The organism is Rhodopirellula europaea 6C (assembly GCF_000338295.1).
Taxonomy (GTDB): domain Bacteria; phylum Planctomycetota; class Planctomycetia; order Pirellulales; family Pirellulaceae; genus Rhodopirellula; species Rhodopirellula europaea.
In genome coordinates this window covers 75,934-97,137 of record NZ_ANMO01000113.1, presented here as the reverse complement: position 1 = coordinate 97,137, position 21,204 = coordinate 75,934, and the positions used below count along the sequence as shown (strand labels likewise).

Annotated in this window: 9 protein-coding genes and 1 tRNA gene; 4 read left to right on the top strand and 6 right to left on the bottom strand. The window is 56.0% G+C overall.

Translation table 11 applies throughout. The features are described 5' to 3' along the window. The first annotated feature begins 335 nt into the window (after nucleotides 1-335). Together RE6C_RS11215 and RE6C_RS11210 are read left to right on the top strand one after the other, a co-directional pair. Nucleotides 336-5,750 carry a choice-of-anchor I family protein gene (locus RE6C_RS11215; protein WP_008656662.1) on the top strand — a complete coding sequence of 1,805 codons (5,415 nt, stop codon included), beginning with the start codon at nucleotides 336-338 and terminating at the stop codon, nucleotides 5,748-5,750. Nucleotides 5,751-5,937: 187 nt separating this feature from the next. Then, nucleotides 5,938-8,919, top strand: a complete 2,982-nt coding sequence (locus RE6C_RS11210; protein WP_144054730.1) for a carboxypeptidase regulatory-like domain-containing protein — start codon at nucleotides 5,938-5,940, stop codon at nucleotides 8,917-8,919. A gap of 537 nt (nucleotides 8,920-9,456) precedes the next feature. Here the strand turns inward: RE6C_RS11210 and RE6C_RS11205 are convergent. Next, nucleotides 9,457-10,965, bottom strand: a complete 1,509-nt coding sequence (locus RE6C_RS11205) for a Gfo/Idh/MocA family protein (RefSeq protein WP_039961801.1) — start codon at nucleotides 10,963-10,965, stop codon at nucleotides 9,457-9,459. A gap of 318 nt (nucleotides 10,966-11,283) precedes the next feature. Between RE6C_RS11205 and RE6C_RS11200 the strand changes: the two genes are divergently transcribed. Then, nucleotides 11,284-12,096 carry a hypothetical protein gene (locus RE6C_RS11200; protein ID WP_039961809.1) on the top strand — a complete coding sequence of 271 codons (813 nt, stop codon included), beginning with the start codon at nucleotides 11,284-11,286 and terminating at the stop codon, nucleotides 12,094-12,096. 193 nt (nucleotides 12,097-12,289) lie between these two features. Here the strand turns inward: RE6C_RS11200 and RE6C_RS11195 are convergent, their stop codons facing one another. The 5 genes from RE6C_RS11195 to RE6C_RS11175 all read right to left on the bottom strand — a co-directional run bounded on the left by RE6C_RS11195 (nucleotide 12,290) and on the right by RE6C_RS11175 (nucleotide 20,444). Beyond that, the gene (locus tag RE6C_RS11195; protein ID WP_039961800.1) at nucleotides 12,290-13,507 is read right to left on the bottom strand and encodes a hypothetical protein; all 1,218 of its coding nucleotides are present in this window, start codon (nucleotides 13,505-13,507) and stop codon (nucleotides 12,290-12,292) included. Nucleotides 13,508-13,543: 36 nt separating this feature from the next. Next, entirely contained in the window at nucleotides 13,544-15,490 is a 1,947-nt protein-coding gene (locus RE6C_RS11190; protein WP_008656657.1) for a coiled-coil domain-containing protein, read from the bottom strand. Nucleotides 15,491-15,568: 78 nt separating this feature from the next. Then, a complete protein-coding gene (locus RE6C_RS11185; RefSeq protein WP_039961799.1) occupies nucleotides 15,569-18,073 on the bottom strand; it encodes a hypothetical protein in 2,505 nt (834 codons plus the stop codon). 162 nt (nucleotides 18,074-18,235) lie between these two features. Continuing rightward, entirely contained in the window at nucleotides 18,236-20,059 is a 1,824-nt protein-coding gene (locus RE6C_RS11180; protein ID WP_008656655.1) for a proteasome accessory factor PafA2 family protein, read from the bottom strand. A 97-nt stretch (nucleotides 20,060-20,156) separates the two neighbouring features. Continuing rightward, nucleotides 20,157-20,444: a hypothetical protein gene (locus RE6C_RS11175; RefSeq protein ID WP_008656654.1), complete on the bottom strand. Its 288-nt coding sequence runs from the start codon at nucleotides 20,442-20,444 to the stop codon at nucleotides 20,157-20,159. Between the two features lie 572 nt (nucleotides 20,445-21,016). On the opposite strand from RE6C_RS11175, the gene RE6C_RS11165 reads away from it, so the two are divergent. Continuing rightward, a tRNA-Thr gene (locus tag RE6C_RS11165) sits at nucleotides 21,017-21,090 on the top strand. Nucleotides 21,091-21,204 lie beyond the last annotated feature (114 nt).

Genomic DNA, 21,204 nt, shown 5'->3' with positions numbered 1-21,204 from the left:
CAATCCGCGCCGCTTCCCATGCTCGGCCCCTCCCTCGCGTACGCCTGAACGGCGTCGCTCGACTCCCCAAACTTCGTTTCGGGAGAGGTTCTCAAATGCTGAAACCCGCTAAAACGCGGCCTCGATAAACTGCGCGACCTCGAGGTGAAGGAGGGGGCGGTTGCCTCTTCGCTGTTGGTGATCCAGAAAAGGCGAACGGTTCATGCCTTCTGCGAATCTTCACTGAATTCGCATGGAACTCTGTGAGCAACGTTTGCAGCAACTTCATTTTCGATCGTCAGAATCCGCGGGACTTACATCGTCCCCCGTTCTTACATCGAATTTGGATCACTCTCGTGGCAAAACGATTTCTTTCCCGTCGTTCGAATCAACGCCGTCAGCACCTGCGTGCGGGATTGCAAGCACTCGAATCCCGCCAAATGTTGGCTTCTGATTTCTCGTTGCAACTGCTCCACGCCAGTGATTTGGAAGGCGGTGTGGAGGCGATATCCGACGCACCTCACTTCGCGGCGATCGTTGATAGCTTGGAAACAGAAGCTGCCAATGACGGTCGCGGTTCGTTGCTCGTTTCGGCAGGTGACAACTTTATCGGTGGCCCCTTCTTCAGTGCTTCCGGAGATGGCAGTCTGCGAACTCCGCTGCAAGAAGCCTACCAAGGGTTGCTCGGCGAACCCGGCCTGAACAACATTCGCGAAGACGGTGGCCGCGTCGACATTTCAATCATGAATCTGCTGGAGTTCGACGCGTCGGCTCTGGGGAACCATGAATTCGACTTCGGTACCGACACGCTCGGTGGTTTGATTGGCACGGATATTCGCGGCAACACGCCGGGTGATGTGCGTTGGCTAGGGGCACAATTTCCTTCGCTCAGTGCCAACCTGGACTTCTCTGGCGATCCTAGTTTGGCCGGTTTGTTCACCGCCGACGTCCTGCCCACCACCGATTACCAAGCCGATCTTGGTGATCTGGCCGCAACCGCCGCTGCTCCCAAGATTGCTCCCGCGACGATTGCCGAAGTGAATGGAGAATCGGTCGCGATCGTCGGTGCGACCACTCAGTTGCTAAGCCAGATTTCGTCACCCGGCGCAACGGTTTCCAACGCGGGAGGAACCAACGACATGCAGGCTTTGGCCGATGTCCTGAACCCGATTATTGCGGACATCGCCGATGGCGACGACGACATCGCGGGCAACGCGGATGATGTCAACAAAGTCATCTTGATTAGCCATCTCCAGCAGATTTCGCTGGAAGAAGAATTGGCTGGATTGCTCAACGGTGTCGACATCATTGTCGCCGGTGGATCCGACACGCTGCTCGCCGATGCGCAAGACACTTTGCGTGCAGGCGATGTAGCCGAAGGGACTTATCCTTTGCAAACGACCAACGCGGACAATGATCCGACGCTGATCGTCAGCACTGATGGTGAATACAGTTATGTCGGGCGTTTGGTCGTGGATTTCGACGCCAATGGCGTTGTGATTCCTTCGATGCTGGACGCTTCGATTAGTGGAGTCTTCGCCACGGACGAAGCGGGAACATTGGCTGTCACCGGTGCGGCAGACATCACCACCGCGATTGCTGATAGCACCAAGGCAACCGAAGTCAACAAATTGGTTCACGCCGTTCGTGGTGTCGTCACTGCCAAAGACGGCGAGATCTTCGGTGCCACTGACGTTTTCCTCGAAGGACGCCGCGCGGAGGTTCGAACTCAAGCAACGAATTTGGGCAACCTGACCGCGGATGCGAACCTCGTGGCTGCTCGTCAGTTCGATTCCACGGTGGCGGTTTCGATCAAAAACGGTGGCGGAATCCGCGCCGCGATCGGTGCAATCGATGGATTGACCGGTGAAGAGCTTCCAACCGCGACGAACCCGGACGCGGGGAAGGAAGCCGGCGAGATCTCTCAACTGGACATCGAGAACGCGTTGCGGTTCGACAACGGTTTGACCGTGATGACCGTCACCGCGATCGAGCTGAAACGACTGATCGAACACGGCGTTGCGGCGACCGATGCGGCCGGCAATGCGACTCCCGGTCAATTCCCGCAAATCGGTGGTGCCAAGTTCAGCTTCGATCCGAACGAACCAGCTTTGGTGTTGGACGCTTCCGCCAACGTCGTTCAAGAAGGCCAAAGAGTTCGCAGTTTCGCATTGGTCGACGACAACGGTGAGGTCATCGATGTCTTGGTGCAAGACGGCCAATTGATCGGCAATCCAAATCGCGAAATTCGAATCGTGACCTTGGACTTCCTCGCTGGGATCTTCTCGGGCGGTTCACCGATCGGAGGCGATGGCTATCCGTTCCCCGCCTACGGTGATTCCCTGACACATCTGGCCTCGGCTGGTTTGTCGGATGGTGCGTCCGATGTCTTTACCACCGGCAAAGAGCAGGATGCGTTGGCCGAATACCTGCTGGCCAACCACAATCCGGACGGCGGAACCGCTCCTTTTCGAGAGAGCGAGACCTCGCCTGTTCAGGATCAACGCATTCAAAACTTGGCGGTCACCAACGACACAATTCTGACGCCATCCTCGATCGACAGTTTCAAAATCTCCGTTGCCGGCACCTTCGAAACCGGTGTGTTCGATGAATCGGCGGCGGAAATCGTGGCTCATGACCCGCAAACCCAGCGAGTCTTCTTCACGAATTCCGACGCCAACCACATTGGCGTGCTGGACATTGCCGACCCGACCTCTCCCACGGAACTCTCGCCGATCACGTTCCCCAGTGGGACCGGTGGCGTGAACAGCGTCGCGGTGTCCGGCGGCATCGTTGCAGTCGCAGTCGCTGCTCCAACGCACACCGATCCTGGTGGAGTTCTGTTCTTCGACGTCGACGGCAACCTGCTCGGCAGTGTCACCGTGGGGGCTCTGCCCGACTCACTGGCGTTTTCACCTGACGGGATGAAAGTGGTCGTTGCTGGTGAAGGCGAACCGGACGATTTAGAAGATCCCAGTCCAACCATTGACCCCTTGGGAACGATCAGCGTGATTGACCTGACTCGATTGCGTCAGGACGGCTTCATCACATCCTTCGACGTGACCACGCTCGATTTCACCGCGTTTGATGGACAAGAAGACACGCTACGCTCGCAAGGCGTCCGAATCTTCCCAGGCCGCTCGGCGTCACGCGATTTGGAACCTGAATACGCCTCCATTTCTCCGGACGGAACGCGAGCGTATGTGACGCTGCAAGAAGCCAACTCCGTCGCTGTCGTGGACTTGGTCCAACCTGAAATTTTGGAAATCCAACCGCTGGGCGTGAAAGATCATTCGCTCCCGGGCAACGGCATCGACCCGAGCGATCGGGACGACGCCGTGGCAATTGCACCGCATCCCGTCTTTGGGCTCTACATGCCCGACGCGATCACCTCATTCGAAGTCGGCGGACAAACTTTTTATGCCACCGCCAATGAAGGCGATTCGCGAGATTTCGACGAAGACCGGATCAAAGACATTGTTCTCGACCCCACCGTTTTCCCCAACGCTGCTGATCTGCAAGAAGACGATGTTTTGGGTCGTCTGACCATTTCGAATATCGATGGCGACACCGATGGTGATGGCGACTTTGATCAGCTCTTCACTTTTGGAGCTCGTTCGTTCACGATCTTCAATGCGTCTGGCGACGTTGTGTTTGATTCAGGCGACCAGTTCGAGCAACTCACGGCCCAGTTGGTTCCTGATCTGTTCAACAGCAGCAATGATGAAAACGAGTTTGATTCGCGCAGCGATGCCAAAGGGCCTGAACCCGAGGCCATCACCACCGGAGTCATCGGCGATCGGATGTATGCCTTTATCGGATTGGAACGTACCGGTGGCGTCTTCGTTTACGACATCACGTCGCCCGCGGAAGCCACCTTCGTTCAGTACATCAACAATCGCGATGCCAACGCGACGAACATTGAAGAAGCTGGCGATTTGGGAGTGGAAGACCTGAAGTTTGTCTCCGCAGCAGACAGCCCCAACGGTCAACCGTTGTTGCTCGCGTCCAACGAAGTCAGTGGCAGCGTCACCGTCTTCCAGCTCGGCCAGTCCGTGTTGGACGTGGAATTGCGTGCTGTCGCGACGCCGAGCCTCGCTGGTTCGACCGAATTGCCCTCCGCGATCACGACCAGCCCCATCGGCGGGACTTATTACGTCGAAGCCTGGGTGCAGGATTTCGACAACCAATTCAATGGCCTGGCCGGCGGACAAATTGATGTTCGCTACAACACCGATGTCGTCGACGCGGTTGGGATTTCCAACGATGACTACGACTTGCTGCCATCGGGAACGATTGACGATTCAGCCGGGCTGATTGACGACCTTGGCGGCGGAACCTTGCAGACCGGGCAAGGCTTGGCACCAACTTGGGTCCGTTTGGGTTACTTCGAAGTGGTTGCCACCGCCGGCGGAACCGCGACTTACACATTGGCACCCGGGGCTCTTCCGTTTGCACGATTTGGCGGAGGAAACCTGGACGCTGGGTCCGTGGATCTGACCGATGTTGAATCCGTTCAACATGTTCAAGCCGCAATGCTCGATTTGGCTGTTGTTCGGGACGACACCGTTCTGGGAGAAGGTGGCCGCGTGAACGAGGTGCCTGAATCGGTTGGCTATGTTCACGAATGGGAAAGCTTCACCACAGAAATCTATCTGACTCCCGAAGCCAACACACAAGCCGTAGACGCGGTTTCGTTTGACCTCTCGTACAACACTTCACTGACGAGTGCTTGGACATTCGAACCCGCCGAGTCGTTCAGTTTGGACGGCACGGTGAGCGTCGACGATGCCAATGGCTTGGTCAGCAATATCTCGCTGATCGCATCCACGCCGGTCTCGGATGGCGGTCCGATCCTGCTCGGTCGAATTCGTTTTGCACCAACCGCAAACGATGACGCTCCCGTCGATGAGAACAACAATTTCATTGGTGCGTACAATTTGGAACTGGCGGTCGAAAATGCCACCGTCACTTCAGGTAGCATCGTCGGCAGTGCCGGCGTCGGCCAAACTCCTGATACGGGCATGTGGGCGGTCCTTTACGACGCGGACGACAGCGACCAAATTGACTTCGCTGATTTCTCGATCTTCGCCAGCGTCTTTGGCGCGGTTGTCAGCGGAACCAACAGTCTGGCCGCTTGGGCGGACTTCGATGGTTCAGGACAAGTTGACTTCGAAGACCTTGACCTGTTCGATGCCAACCACGGATTGACTTCCGCGGAAGGCGATCAGCTTGGGTTCAGCAACACCTACCCCACGCCGGAATTGGCAGGTCCACCCGTCGCGATCGAATTTGCTTCGGCAGCCGGCCAACAGCGTTTGGCGGACTTCGGTCCATTCAGCAATCAACGCGTGCAAACGGACGTCAACAATGACGGCCAAGTCAGTGCGTTGGACGCGTTGTTGGTGATCAATGCGTTGAACCAACCCAATACGCAGATGTCTCGTGCGTTCCTCGATGTGAACGAAGACGGTGCCACAACGGCGGTCGATGCCCTTCGTGTGATCAACGCTCTCAGCAACAACGACGTTTTCGACAATGCAGTCCCATCTAGCGAGCCAAGCGATGAATCAAGTGTCGAAGTACTCGATGCCGTTCTCGGACAAGTCGAACGTGAGGCTCGCAAGCTGTTGAATGTGGCACCGCAAGCTTCACTCGACTACGCCGCGATCAGCCAAGTCGACTTGGACTCAGAAGAGGACCGAGAAGAACTGGAAAGCTTGCTCGAATCATTGTCACTCGACCAAGGTCAATTGCGTCTGATGTCCTAAGGCTCACGTCGTTTCCAAACGTCGCAAACGCCAGCGAAGTTCGTCTTCGCTGGCGTTTTTATTTGATAGGTGACCACACCGCGGAACGGTATAGAAAATTACTGCAGAGTTGTGCCGCACCCCCTACAATCGGATCGAATGTTTGAAGACCGTCCTTCGAGACCGTTCATTGTCAGAGGATTCAGCAATGCGTTGGAAACCAGTCACCAAATTGCAGTTTGTTTATTTGATGCTGCTCTTGATGGTCCTTCCGCAGGGCCAGGGGGCCTCGGATGAACTTCCGGATTCAGACGTCGACCGACTCACTGAGATCGCTGGGACGGCAGTTGATGAAGCTGGCAACGCGGTTCCCAACGCAGTTGTAGAGATTCACTATTTCGACGGATCCAATCCGCAACGGAAGAAGGAAGCCAAAGCCGATTCCGACGGCAAATTCCAGTTCAGCCTTCCGATCGCGAAGACGATGCTCGCCGCGACAACTTTTCGTGCGCAGAGCGATGATGGTTCTCTGCTGACGTTTGACCGAATTAGCAGAGATGCTTCCAGCCAGCGTCCTTTGCCAGTTCAGTTGCAGCTCGAAAAGACCCGTCCCGGGACCATTCAGGTGGTTGATCAAGACAATCAACCAGTCGAAGGAGCCAATCTGTTGGTCCAAATCGGCGCCTATTTCACGGTCGATGCTTTCGCGACCTCTGTCCCTGGGCAATACACGTTTTCCTATCCGCTTTCGAGCGGAATCCGATCGGTGATTGCTTGGAAGAACGGTCTGGGAGCGGACTACGAACTGTACGCGCTTTCACGAAACCAGCGAAACGACCAGAACGCAAAAGTCCCCGAGTTTCCAGAGGATGGAGCAACGCTTCAGTTGGACGGTGCGGAGTCAGTCACATTCATCGTCAAGGACGGCGATGGAAAGCCACTGGCTGACGTCGAGGTTTATCCATGGCTACTGCAAAAGGAATCAGAGAACGACCAAGTCAATCTGAGTTTCGGCCAAACTAATTTCGTCGAAAAAACTGGGGCCGATGGGCAGGTGACATTTGATTGGATGCCGCAGTGGCAAAAGAGCCCAGTGACATTTTGGCTGTCTCGCGATGGCTTCGTCCATTCGCGGGGGAACTATTTCCCATCGAAGGGCAACAAAAAGTTGTCGGTCGTCATGAACCGAACCGTTCCCATACGCGGACGCGTGGTCGACCCTGCTGGCAACCCTGCACCTGGGATCACCGTGGTCGCAAATGGTCGAGGCTATGCCACCGACCCCGGGCGAGAAAGAGTCACGACCGAGCATGACGGAACGTTTGAAATGCAAGTGCCGGGAGAGCAGATTTACCTTCTTTCCGTCGAAAGCGAGAAGTGGGCCAGCGACGGAGTTCCGACATTCGTGGTCAATCAGAACCAACCTGTGGATGGTGTGGAACTGAGACTTCGCCAGCCCACAGTCGTCACCGGACGCATCACGGACGAAGCCACCGGCGATCCGATCGCCAACGAGCGAGTTGGTTGCTACTTGTATGGAACGTCACTGGATGACATGGAGGACGTCAAGATCGCCAATCCAGATGGTTCCAACCTCTACGTTCGTCCCATGGTCTACTTCAGCACTCAAACCGATGATGAGGGTCGATACGAGCTGAAACTTGGCAACGGCAACTACAGTTTGCGTCCACCACAACGTGCGAAGTCGGTCGAGTTTGAAGTGGCGGGTGAATTGGAAAAGCAAGTCGACGCGAGCATTGAAACGATTGAAAAGATCGTGTTGCAAGGCATCGTCCGAAATGCCGCTGATGGCGTTCCCGTTCCAAACGCGACACTTGACGGTATCGCACGCGAATTCATCCGCACCGATTGGAAAGCCAAATCAGATGCGGACGGGAAATTCGCGGTCGAGACGGACGGCAGCGCGGCCTACATCCACACGACCGATGAACACGGCAAACTCAGATCCATCACCAAGATTGATGACAAGGTGAAGTCAGTTGAGATTGAACTTCATCCTGTCGGTTCCGCGCAGGGTGTGCTGCACAAAAGTGACTCAGATGAACCGGCGTCTAACACTGTCATTGTTTACGCCATTTATGTCCACGCGAAGGACAATCGTTCCTTCAGTCCGCGGTTTGGTGGGCAAGTGACCACGGACGATGACGGCAATTTCATACTTCCAAACCTGGCCGCAAATCATGAATACGTTCTTACTTTGGCACCTGACTCACAAGGACGCAGCGTTCGACTGGGAACCGTCTTCGTCGAACCAGGTGAAACGGTCGATCTGGGGGCGCTAGGTATCCCTGCTCCCCGGAAACCATATGTCCCACCCACACTGGACGAACGCATCAAGCGAGCCATGGCTGTGGACGGAACGCCTTTGCAACGTTTCAGCCGTGCGGTGCCGCGAGTCCAGCGTTCCAAACAAATGTTGTTGATCGCTATTGGAACCATCGACGAACCTCGCCTGCATGACTTCATGCAGTGGCGATACGAGGACAGCGACTATCGCAAGGTTCGAGATGACTACTTGGTTATGGCGATCTCCACCGAAAGCCAAGAACAAAAAGAACAAGCACGCGAGTTGCTGGACGAACTTGGGGTCAAGAACCTGGATCAAGCCATTGAGTTTTCATTGGTGCTGGTCAACGCGGACGGCGAGCTTATCGAACATGTATCTGACATGGACTTCATTGTCGAAGAGCAGCTTTCGAAGTCACACGTGATCGATTGGCTTGACTCGTTCCGCCCAGATCCGATTGACGCTCGAGAGCTACTGAAGACGACATTGGCTCAAGCCAAGAAAGAGAACAAACGTGTCATCGTTCAAGAAACGGCGACTTGGTGCGGGCCGTGCCACATGTTGTCTGACTTCCTCATTGAGCACCGCGATTGGGAAGCGGACTACCTGTGGGTGAAGATGGATCACCGCTACACCGGTGCTCGTGAATTGATGCAAGAACTTCGTGATGGGGCAGAGGGCGGCATTCCATGGTTTGCAATCGTCGATGCGGACGGCAAACGATTAGTAACTTCCAACCGAGAAAATGATGGCAGCAATATTGGCTTCCCATCCAGCGATAGCGGTCAGAAGCATTTGAAGCACATGTTGATGGAAACAAAGCTGAAGATGACCGAAGATGAGATCACGTCGTTTGTCGAACACTTGAATGACGAAGAGTAGAACAGTCGTCCCAGCTGTTCCGGTGCCAAGTTTGCTTTTGGAACGCATTTCACAAATCGAATGCGTCCAAACGCTCTCTCAATCCGTTCGCCCTCGCAACAACTTGCGAACCTCGCCTGTTGAAGAGGTCGTGCAGTTTTGAAGTGCTGTGCTTGCAAGGTTGAAATCACCCTCCTGAACGCAGTTGGGGAGGGTCGGAATGCGAGCGTTCAGCGAGAATTCCGGGGAGGGTAGTGCACGTCGTCTCCCATGCCCGGCCCTCACCCTCGCGTACGCCTGAACGGCGTCGCTCGACCTAGTATATCGCTCTCCACAAACTTCGTTTCGGGAGAGGTTCGTCATGACGAAACCCGCCCATACGCAGCACTGTTTCGGGCCTTCCGCCTCGAGCTAGGAGCGACGTCCCCTCCGGGGCGCCAAGGTCGTCAATCGGGGAGGGACGTACTCAGAAAAAAACAGCCCGAGAGAAAACTCTCGGGCTGCTGAAATGCTTCCGTTGGCGAGCCCTGCGTCAGGCTGCCAAAGAGTGGCTCATGCTCACGCGAACGGTGAGTACTTGCCTGGTGTTGGAGTTGGGTACTCGCCATCTTCGCCTGGCAGAGTTGGTGGAGTCGACTCGAGTGTGTACTCGTCGATTCCTGGGCAGAGGTCCTTGCCCTTTTCCATCAGGTCGTCCCATTTGACGATCTTTCCGGAGTAGCAAGCTTCGCGGCCGAGGATGGCACAGAAGGTCGATTTTGCTCCGTACTCACCTTCGTTGTAGATCTCGCCACGCATCAGAGCTTCGATCAAATCGTGTTGCTCTTGTTGGTGACCGTTCAGACGCTTGCCTTCGAAAGACCATTCGTTCTCACCCATGATTTTGCCCGATGGGTTGGCGGAACCCTTCGAACCGATGGCGAATTCGCCAACATGGTTCCAACCGCCGGCCAGGTGACGGCCTTGGCTGTGCATCTTCGAGCCGTCGGCGAATGTGTACTCGCAGAACGTGTGGTCAAAGATTTGCGACTTGGATGCGTCACCGCCCATGCGCTGCTCACGTCCGCCCATGCCGTTGCACTCGACGGGGTATTCACCTTTGACCCAGCAACCGACGTCCAAGTTGTGAATGTGTTGCTCGCAAATTTGGTCGCCACAGATCCAGTTGAAGTGGTACCAGTTGTTGCACTGGAAAGCCATTTCGCTTTGGTCTTCGCCTTTGTTGCGATACCAGATGCCGCCACCGTTCCAGTAAACCTGTTGCGAGAGCACATCGCCGATCGCACCGTCGTGGATGCGTTCGATGCACTGCATGTAGTGTGGCTCGTGACGACGTTGCAGTCCGATGCCGACCATCAGGTCTTTCTTCTTCGACTCTTCAACAGCCTTCAGAACTCGTTTGACGCCGGGAGCATCCGTCGCGACGGGTTTCTCCATGAAGATGTGACGTCCCTTGTTGACCGCGTACTCGAATTGTTGCGGTTTGAATCCGGGAGGCGTTGCGATGACGACCAAGTCGCAATCGACATCGATGGCAGCTTTGTAGCCGTCCAAACCGGTGAAGACGTTTTCTGGTGGAACGGCAACCTTGTCACCGAACTTGCGAGTCAGACCTTTGATCGTGCCTTCGGCTTTGTTGCCGAATGCATCGGCCACGGCGACCAACTTGACGTTGCCCTTGGTCGACATGATGTTGGCGGCGGCTCCGGTACCACGACCGCCACAACCAATCACGACGAAGCGAATGACGTCGTCACCGGCTGCGTGTGCGTTGGGAATTGAAACGCCGGCCAGCGTGCTGCCGGCCAATGTGGTGCCAGCAATCAAACCAGAATCCTTGAGGAACGACCGACGGCTCGCGTCGATGGTGCGGCTGGCATCTTTGGAAACGGGTGGCTTCGGCTGTGGCATCAGAGACTTCCTGTAGCAAAACGTGTTGAACGGGGCCCGAGGCGATCGGGACGTCCGCGTGAGGTCGGAAAACAAGGCGGGAACCACGACGAGCACCGAAAAGACAGGCTCGTTTTCAACAGTTAACCAGCGAGTCAAGGGATGGGGATCGGGCAAAATGCGTCGTGGCGAAAATCGATTATACCCGAGATCACTCCCTGCGGTGCCCCCAGTGCGAAGAATTGGTCCCCAAGTATTGGGAATTGTGGACTAAAATGAAGACAAGCGGATCTTTTCTTCCAACGATAACAGAGCAGTGACATGCGACGCTTTTTGATCGCTTCGACCTTGATTTTTGCCGTCTTCATGCCGACAGCGGACGCGCAAGGAGTGGTCGCCCGCTACCGTGGGGGCCCGGGTGCCGGCTTTGGGTTTTACGGACCTGCCTATCGGACGCCCGGCTATCTGGTTCCGCCCCCGTATTTACCGAGCACCATGGCCGTCGTGCCAATTGGTCCGCCGGTGGTTCGGCCGGGTTCGTATCGCGATCCGCTCTATCGATATCGAGGTGTCGTCCCAATCGGGCCGGCCATTCCGGTGCTGCCGTATCCCCCGGCACCCGCGATCGTTCTCACGCCGCCCGTGGTTGCGGGCCCAGGAATCGGTGGAGTTGAAATCAACACGCCCGGTTTCCGCCTCAGCATTCCCGGGCCTCCGCCTTATCCGGTTGAAAGTGCTTATCCGTCCGAGACTTCCTACCCATCGGATCCGGTGGTCGCCGCTTACCCGCCCACCCCCGGGCCAGCATTTGATGTGGCGACGCAGTTGACCGAAGGCGTCGAGCGTCTGGCCGCATCACTGAACACGATCGAGGACGGTGACATCTGGTGGGACTACCTGCAGATCGATGCGTTGCGACAAGTCACCGACAACTCTCAGGTCACCTCGGATGGTTCGATGACCAGTGAAGCTGCTGCGACGATCGAGTCCGCTGCTCGGGCGTATCAAGGTGTCACGTCGAATGGACAACTCGGCAATATCACGAGGCTGGATGGGTTCGCCGAAACGAGAGACGCTTTGGTGGTTCTTTCGCAGTCGCAATCGATTTTGTCCGAGCCAGCTGGCGCACCCGTCGCGGCCCCGTTGCAAGCAACGTCGACAATGTCGAACGAGCCCACGTTGGCTCCGTCGCCCGATGAAGCGAATGACGCGGATGTGTCGCAGCCAACCGGCACGGCGGATGAAGCCGACAGAAGTATTGAAGGCTCGGTCGAGGAATTGCCGGCACCGCCGAAGATCAAGATTTGATCGTTTGGTTGAATTGGGCGGCGCCGAACAGTTGTTCGCTGTTGGGCCGCGTGTTGATGGGCGCGTATGGGTGGCGAGGTGAACGCCTCGCTTTGTTCCAAAGCATCGGTTGGGATGCCATGTGGAACATGGCCTACAAAGCATCGGGCCGATTGCCATGTGGGATATGGCCTACGTGCTTTGTGGGTGACGCTTACTTTTGTGTGGCTAGTTTGCGGAAGTAGGCTTCGATGGCTTCGCGGTAATGAGTCGGCAAATCGCGGCTGATTTGTTGCAGAGATTCTTGACGTTCTGCGGGAGGCAGATTGCCCCAGCCGTTTTGGTCGTCAATCTTTTTGCGATCCGCGTCGCCTTGTCCGTTCGCACCTGCGATTCGGCTGTCATCCATGGGCGACGCTTGACCATCGCTTTGGCCGCCGTTCCCGCTGGCACTTTGTTGTTGCTGCTGCTGTTGTTGCTGTTTCTGCTGCTCTTCTTCGATCTTGTCGATCAGCTTGGTGAGCTTGTCGATGACCTCTTGCTCACGATCCTTGGTCGCTTCGTCGGCACGACCCAAATCCAAACGACGCGTCACATCGCTCATCAATCGAGAGATCTCGTCGAGCGAATCTTTCTTGAGTGGTTTAATGTCCGCGACCATCATCTCGGCGGTACGAGCGTAACGCGCGGGGATCTGGTCTTTACGTTGCAACAAGCGACGCAAGTCCGACAGTGAATCTTTGATCTTCAATTGAGCGTGGTAGCACGCACCGCGATAGAACAACAACGTCGCGGGATCGGGGCAAACCATCGGATCGACTTCGGCGAAAATTGGCAGGGCTTCGTCGTAGTAACGAGCTCGCACCAATTCGCGACCGATCCAAGTCCGAAGAGCGGCTCGCAATTCGTTGGGCATCGATTCAACGATCGCGTAGTCGGGCCCGTTGGGGTCCATGCCTCGCGCGGTCGTCAACAAATCGCCATTCAAGCGACGCATCATTTCCGACAACACATCGAATTGTGCCGATGCGGCATCAACCCAAGCGTTGAGCGGTTCCATGTCGTCGCGTTGGACTCCGATCAGAAAGCTTTCGGTCGCCTGGTCCATCAAATCGGGGGCGACGCCCAGTGCGTCCAATGCCGCGCGAAGTTGCTCGGCCATTTCGTCCGAATCTCGCAGCGGCCAATCAGCGTTGCTCTTCAAGCCGTCGTTGGCTTGGCCGGACTCCAAAGGCTGGGCTTCTGATTCCGGAATGATTTGGACAGATTCAGAACGTGATGGTCGCGAGACTGAGTTTGATGAGAACGATGCTTTGGCGGTGGCCGAGACGATGGCGAGTTCCGACGTGGGTCCGATTTCGGCCATGGCGGGTGACGCCAAAAAGGAGGCCGGCAGCAGAGTCCAGAGCGCAGCAGCGAAACGAATTCTCATCAGCAATGTCCATTCAAGGTCGCGGGAGGTGGTTCCCTATTTGTTCCGCTCGGTCACCAAATCACGCGTGATTTGATAAAGCCGATCTTGTCTTTGCGACAAATCGCGGAGCAATGGCAAGACGTCTTCGGCAGAAGTCTCCTTGCCATCCATCAAACTAGCATAGCGATCCGTGGAGCCCTGGATGCGAGTTTGCATCGTACGGATCAATTTTAACTCAGCCAACTTCTGGACAAGGGGTTCTTCTCCAGAACCCGACGGTTGCCCCCCACCGTCGCCCTGTTGTTCCTGTTGTTTCTTTTTTTCTAGGTCACGTTGTGCTTTGGCTAACGCCGCAATCATTTCCTCCAATCCGGCCAAGATGTCGGATTGAAGACCCTGAGTGACCAAATCAATTTTGCTTTGTCCCAAGCGAGTCGAGACTCGAACGGTGTCTTCACGCAATTGAGAGACGACTTCGGGGAACGCGACACTTGAGCCTTCTTCTCGCAGGAGCAACATCGCGCGGTCTGCTTCCAATGTGATTTTCTGCTCTTCGAACGCCAAATCACCGGCCTTCAAATCGGTTGCACGATTGCGTTGCACTTCGGGCGTTTTTGCGAGTTGAACGGTTTGGTCCAACACGGCGGATTGCATCGCCGCCATCTTTCGCAGACGAGCTTCGAGTTTCGCCAATTCGCGTTCCATCTCTTCTTCGCGAAGTTGTCGAAGGATCTTTTCCAATCGATCGATCGCGCGACGCAGTTCTTCTTCGGCTTGTCGTTGTTGTTCGGTGGCTTCTTTTCGTTCGTTCTGAGCCAGCTTGTCTTGAGCTTCTTTCATTCGCTCGATCGCGCGCTCGAGCTGCTCCTTCGCCTGTTCTTGAGGCGATTGCGGTTTGGGTGGCTGCTGTTGCGAAGACGACTGCTGCTCGCCGGATTGCTTCTCTCCAGTTTTCTGCTCGCCCGATTGTTGTTGTCCTTCTTCGGATTGCTGTTCACCGGAAGGTGCTTGCATGCCTTTCTCTTCGCCTGACTTTTCTTCGGCTGGTTCACCATCGGGTTGCTCGCCGTCTTCGGAAGTTTCCTTGGGCTCATCGCCTTCAGGTTGCTGCTGCGAGTCCTCGTCTTGTTGGCCGCCTTCTTTGGGCTGTTTGCCTTCCTTGGGTTGTCCGCTTTCGTTTTGCTCGCCGCTTTCGCTGGGCTGATCACTGCTGCTTTCTTCGCCCGACTTCTGTTCGCTGGACTCTTCTTGTCCCGCTTCCATCTCGCTCTTGTCGCCAGGCTGGTTCTCAGACTCTTCGCTCTTTGAATCCTGTGCTTCGCCCTCTGATGAATCGCTTTCGGATGGTTCGCCGTCCGCGTCGTCGGATTCCTCTTCGAGTTCCTTGCGAAGTTCTTCCGCGCGTTCGGCGATCGCCTTTTGTTCCTTTTCGACTTCGCTCATCTCGACACCGTTTTCGGTTCGAGCCCGGACGCTGCGTTCGTTGCGCTCGGTCAGGCGAAGTTGTTTGATGAGTTCCGAGATGCGTTTCTTTTCATCGCGAATTCGTGAGCTTCGGTCTTCGCTCATCAAGAGTTTCAGGATCGATTGCAGTTCCTCCGTCGCTGACTTTTGATCCGTCATTGCTTTGGATAGGTGGCCGTCGCCGATCATTTTGCCGGCACCGCGAAGTTTTTCCAGCACGAAACGTTCGCGTGATTGTTTGGCCACGCGTCGCAGCAAGGCCGAGCGTTCTGGGTTTTCGCTGGCTTCCATGTCAGCCAATCGAAGCAACAGTTCTTCGAGCCGTTCGTAACGAGTCGCGACACTGGATTGGCGTGACGCGAGCGTTGTGACTTCGTCGCCGGTTGATGACTGAGCAAACGTCGGTTTCGCGGTGATGCAAACCACCAGCACGGCCGAAGCCAACGCGAGTGCATGGACGAAGCGATTGCGGCCGTTTTCCATCGGCCAAACGATTCGGCGGTGTCGGTCAGCTTGGTTCATGCAATCGGCGTTCATTGAAGTGGCTTTCCATCCGCGGGACACGTCGCGGGGATGCGTCCAGTATGGAACCCGGTCGATCACCCGCATTCCTTTCTACTTGAACAGATCTTGGACCTGCTGGTTTCGAGTTTCTTCGGTTTCCTCGATCAATTCTTCCTGATCGCTGATCAACCCTCGGACCAAATCCAGAATTTCGTTGAAACTTTCTAGGTCAAGCATCTTTTCCAAGACGGCATTGAGCGACAGAAGGACTTCATCCGTCGTTGCAATTGCCGCCGTCGCTGCTTCCGTCATTTTTCCCCCAGACGATTCGGCGGGATCTTCCGCCATCAATACCCGCTCCATCGAAGTGATTTGACGCTGCAGACGCGGCAAGGGTTCCGTCACCACCGTCGACAATGGGTTACGGACGCCGTTTTCCAATCTTTCGCGACGGTCAACCGAATCGACGCGGTTCTGCACCATTTCAAGCAGCAGATCTTCCAGCCCGACGACTATCCCGGCCAACTCTTCCGTGGATTTGGTCGCCTGCAGTTCTGATTGTCGGATTCGCAACTGGACTCTTTGTCTCGCCCGGACATCTTCTTCGCCGTCGTCAGCAGTGTCATCATCAGCGGGATCATCGCCAGAGGATTCATCGCCATCGGATTCGTCGTCAGAGTCCGAGTCGGATTCCTCAGGAGATTCTGCCTCATCCGGAGTTTGCAAAACATCCAGCGCGTCGTTCTGCACCGCAGCCAAACTCTGACGCAAACGTTGGGTTTCATCGATGGCTTGTTCCAAACGCGAACGGAATTCGAGTTCACGTCGCTCGAGCGTCGCGAGCAATGTCTCTGGCGTGACGACTTGCAGACGAACAACCTCGCCGCGAATCGAGTGTGGTTCGCCCAGGTCGAATCGGTCCTTGGCTGTCGTGAAAATTTGCACGCTCGCTCCGGGAGCCAACCCGTTCACGGTGCCGTCGTCAGAGAGGTCTCGCAGGTCAAACGTCCAGGCGGCGTTTCCGTCACGATCCAATTCGGGCAAGACGGTGTGTTGCTGTGGTTCCGCGCTGGTAGTTGCTTCGCCGCTCGTATTGCCAGCATCTTCGGCGGTTTCTTCGGAGGCTCGGACCGCCATGGTCAGGCTCAACGATTCGACGCCGTAGTCATCTTTGGCGGTTGCTTGGATGGGCAGCATGGCGATGGGAGTGATCGACGACCCGATGCCCTTCATCGTCATTGACGTCTCGGGAACTTGGTCTCGAACGACGCCAATGAAGTATCGATACGATGCTTGAGCGGAGATGCCGGTTTCGTCTTTGGGTACCAATCGAACGGAAGTGGGGTCTCGCAAATCCGAGACGGACCATTCAAACGACATTCGATCGTCAGCGATTTTGACGACTGGTTCGGCACCGTCGGTGGATTCATCCCGTACACCTTCGGAAGTCGTGGCAACATCAACCGCGCCGAGTGGTTTGCTGCTGGTGCCTCGAAGAGTCAACGAGCTGCCTTCGCGAATTCGGAAGCCGGCTTGGTACTTGAGGATTTGGTCGGCGGCATCGGGCGATGCACCACCGGCGTCAAAGATTCGCAAGTAGTCCGGATAACGAATCGCCAATTCCATGTCCGCGATTGCGGGCGGATCAACGGCTTCGATTCGGTAGTCGAGCAAGCGATCGTCCAAGCCTCGAATGGTCATCGTCACGGACTCGGCCAACGAAGCGAGCGGAGGTCCGTCGAGAACAAACGATTGATAACCATCTTGAATGCGGCCGACCCGGCGAAGGTTGCTTTGACCACGGTTGCCGGAATCATCCACATAAGAAACGGTGCAGATCTCGGGAACGGTGTGGCCGAGTTCTTCCGTTGCCGCACGAATGCGAAGTGTTGTGCTGCTTCCGCGAGCCAACCGGAGCGTCTTGTCTTCGAATGTCAGAAGCTCGGTGCCGACTTCCTCGGTGGCATCCGCGGTGATGATCGGAGACTCGACACCGATCATTTCAAGCTCGGCTTTTCGTGGCCAAGGTGAATCGGAAAACAATGACAATCGTCCGACCGCGCGGGCGAACGTTTGCGGGCTGGCGATCGCCATCACCAATGCGGCCAGCAACAACGGAATGACCAGCATCAGCTTTCGGCGAATCGGTTCCCACCGGAAGACGCGTCCGAATTCGACTTGGTCGACCGCCGCGGCAGCTTCTTGGTGAACGTGTTGCAACAACACGGGACTGTGCGAATCGTGGGAACGATTTTCTTGAGTCAACTGAACGGCGGTGACCAAACGCCCGCCGAGACTTGGATGGTGACGTTCGATCAACAACGCGAGCGAGTCATCGGGCAATTCTCGGTTGAGTCGCCCCCACAACCATTTGGCCAGGATCAGAACGACCAGAACCGCGACGGCAAACAGCACGACCGCACGGGCCGAACGAGGCATCTCGCTGCCGCCAATTCGGACCGGCAGATAGTCGACCGCGAGTGCCACCCAAAACACGACCAGCACCAGCGCCGCGATTGCGAGCAGCGAATCCCAAACGATGTAGCGTCGCACCCGTTCGCGTAGTCGTGACAATAAATCACGAAGTCCCGGATCCAACGATTCAGTACGACCCATCCGATTCCCAATTCGATTTGTACGTGTTTCCGTCGTCCCCATCGTACCAACGATCCGCGATTGCCGTAGTGGACAACGCCACGAGTATCTCAGCAAAGGCCGTAGTGGATGAGGCAACAAATCCTCGAGTATTGGACTTGTTGCCTCGTCCACCACTGGGATTCAGAAGTTATTGTTGGCGGAGGCGGCTCGCTGTTCTTTTTCGCGTTGGCCGTAAACCACAGTTCGAACGCCTTGTTCATGCCCCACCAAGGCTCGGTCCCAATCGGTTCGCATGGTGGGACCGCCCGCCACCGAGACGTCGCCCGCGAATTCGCGGATCATCCAACCTCTTTGGGCTGCCGGTGAATCCGCCGGAGCGTTGCGACGACGCATCGCGATGTCATCTTCGTCGACCAGCTGGTGTTCCCGGTGGTCGGCGATGAATCGGGTGAAGTATCCCTCCTCGGACAACTCGTGGTATCGCAGGTCGATCTTCTTGCGAGTTACCCAAGAGGCGTGCTCGCCGGGCATTTCACCGGCGGCTTGATCCAGCATCCAGCGTTTGCCGAGCCAATCGATTCGTCCGAGCCCCTGCGACGTTTGGTTGCCGTCTTTGCGGAACTGACGAACCAGACGAATCGACTCCGCCCAATGTTTCAGTGCCTGATCGGCTTCGTCCCACCCGGACGCTTGGCGGGATTGTTGTTGTTGCTCGCGAACGAACTTCGCGGCCGCCCGGTAGTAATGCGTTTGCATCTCCAGCGAAGTCATCTCACCGTGGCTGGTCGGAACTCGCCGCAGCAGATTCCAATCACGATTGAAAACATGCAGTGCTCGAATCGGACGTCGCAATCTTGGTAGTTCTTTCGTCTGCTTTGCTTCGATCATGTCCAACACCAACGCGACGCTTCCGACCTTTGCCCATTGAGCCAAGTCGCTGAGGTTGGAATCAGACAACCCAATTTGCAAACGTTGTTTGCGTTTGAGCAAGTGACGAGTCTCAGCGATCGATCGCCAAGAGCGACCGCACAACTTGGATAGCCAGTGGCCGTAAACAAAGATTGGTCGTTCGCCGTTGAAGCCACCCATGTCGGCAACCCGGTCAATTCCCAACGCTTTACCTGACAAGAAAAAACGGCCGTCATGATCCAGGTGACCGGTTCCCATGATCGCGACTCGCGAAACGAGCAGGCCGGTCAGGTGGCGGCGTTGGGTTCGAAACGCGATGTGTGTCCCAATCACTCGCAGCGACAGAACGAGTGGCAGATGCAGCATTCTCAAACAGGCGATGGATAGCCATTGGAACCAGGTTGGCAGCGCGACGAACGTTTCTTCCGATTCATTGGTGTCGGGATGGTCGTGCAACCACGAAGCGTCGTCCTCGTCCAGCGTTTCGCGTTGAGTGTCGAAGCGAGCACCGCGTCGACGGACGATTGACCGAGCTTGCCGAACCGAGTGTTGGACAAGCGATGCGAAGACGATCGCGACAACAACGGGAAACGACATGAATACGCAAGCGATCTGCAGCGCCCAAACAAAACAGATCGCGATTCGGTAGACCACCAACCCAAAGCCGAATGCCACATCGGTCTCGTAGTTTTCTTGGCAACCGTAAAGATGGCCCGCCGCGTCGCAACTGTTTTTCAGGACTCGAAGTCGCCCGACGTTTTGATTGTCTGACCATCGAGCCTCGTTCGCCGCGTCTCGCATGATCTCGTCGATTGCACGTTGGCACGCGACCAGATCACTGGGCCGATAGACTTCCGGGGTTGCCATTTCAAACAACCCGCCTGGCCCATCGCGAAATGCCAGATGAGTTTCCAGGTTGATGGCCGAGCCGTTGGCCAAGAAACGACGATCGCCTCCATCGAGTCCTTCCACGGCGGGCAAGTGCCGACAAATCGCATCTCGCAACGCGGCATAGACCTCGCGAGCTGAAACGCCGGAGCTCAACGAACCGTCGCGTGGTTCGACAACGGTGGCGAATTCGGTTTCCATTCCCATCAAACGTCGACACAAACGCTGGCGGATGGCAATCTTCGCCGAGGACGGCGTTGTCCGGGGTGGGGGCGTTCGAGGCCTGGTCATGGTGCGGCCGCGGTCATTCGCCGTCGTGATGCGTGTTAGCGCGATGCAGATAGATCGCGGCATCGTCGCCGGCGTCCAGTCCGATCGCAAACGCCAATGTTTCGAGAGTCGCCGAGCAATCTTCTACGGGATTGGGGGCTTTCACGAGTTTCGGGGCTTCAACGGGATTGAGGGCTTCCACCGGACTGCAGGACGCTGGTGTTCTCAATTCAGCAGGTTGCATCCGTGAAGGACGCAGTCGTTGGCGACCTTTGGGCGTTCTGCCTGGCTGATCCAGCGGTTTTGTTTCAGTGACATTCATCGTTCAATGACCTTCCGTTCGCGATTGCGAACGATTCCATTTGCTCGGGCCGATTCATTCGTTCATTCATCGCCGGCATCAGTCCACGCTGACGCGTATCGCGGCTTCGGTTTGCGCTGGCTCAATTCGGTGCCATCCAGTTGGCCACCTTGGTCACCAAGAGCTTCAACGCGGAACGTGTCGTCATTCTAACACCGCATCGAAGCTTGGTTTCACCGTTGGAGAGCAGAATTCGTTTCAATCATGCGCAAAAATGCACCGAAACGAGGACAGACCGCACTGACGAAGCAGCCGTTTGTCCGGGGGGGGCTCACCGATCAAGTGGTTTCCTGAGGCCGAATTGAGTCACCATCGGCGGAGCAATTTGAGAACCACAAATTGCGATCTCAGTGGTCGACCGAAAACTTTCCGAGAGATTTTTTTGCAATTCCGAAAAAATTTTTCTCGCCGCCGCAAAAAATTTGTGGAATTTTTACCTGCGGGGATCACTTCAGGGCCATCTGGAGACCGCTTGGGCTGACCCGACGGCCCTTGACGTTTTGGCCCAAACGCACGTATTCTCTGGAAAAGTCGCCAGCGTAGCTTCAATTGGCAGAGCATCGCATTCGTAATGCGAGGGTTGCCGGTTCAAATCCGGCCGCTGGCTTAGACGAGCAGAAAATTTCCCAGTTTTTTGCCGCCGAGCATCGGGAAAAATTGGCATCGCATTTTGTGCGTCGATTTTCTCGACAAATTTTTGTTTCTGCAGAGCACATGTTTG

Excerpts from the sequence above, each read along its gene's own strand:
- RE6C_RS11210 (WP_144054730.1), top strand. The coding sequence starts at position 5,938 with ATGCGTTGGAAACCAGTCACCAAATTGCAGTTTGTTTATTTGATGCTG.
- RE6C_RS11200 (WP_039961809.1), top strand. The coding sequence starts at position 11,284 with ATGGCCGTCGTGCCAATTGGTCCGCCGGTGGTTCGGCCGGGTTCGTAT.
- RE6C_RS11195 (WP_039961800.1), bottom strand. The coding sequence starts at position 13,507 with ATGAGAATTCGTTTCGCTGCTGCGCTCTGGACTCTGCTGCCGGCCTCC.
- RE6C_RS11190 (WP_008656657.1), bottom strand. The coding sequence starts at position 15,490 with ATGAACGCCGATTGCATGAACCAAGCTGACCGACACCGCCGAATCGTT.
- RE6C_RS11185 (WP_039961799.1), bottom strand. The coding sequence starts at position 18,073 with ATGGGTCGTACTGAATCGTTGGATCCGGGACTTCGTGATTTATTGTCA.
- RE6C_RS11180 (WP_008656655.1), bottom strand. The coding sequence starts at position 20,059 with ATGGGAATGGAAACCGAATTCGCCACCGTTGTCGAACCACGCGACGGT.
- RE6C_RS11175 (WP_008656654.1), bottom strand. The coding sequence starts at position 20,444 with ATGAATGTCACTGAAACAAAACCGCTGGATCAGCCAGGCAGAACGCCC.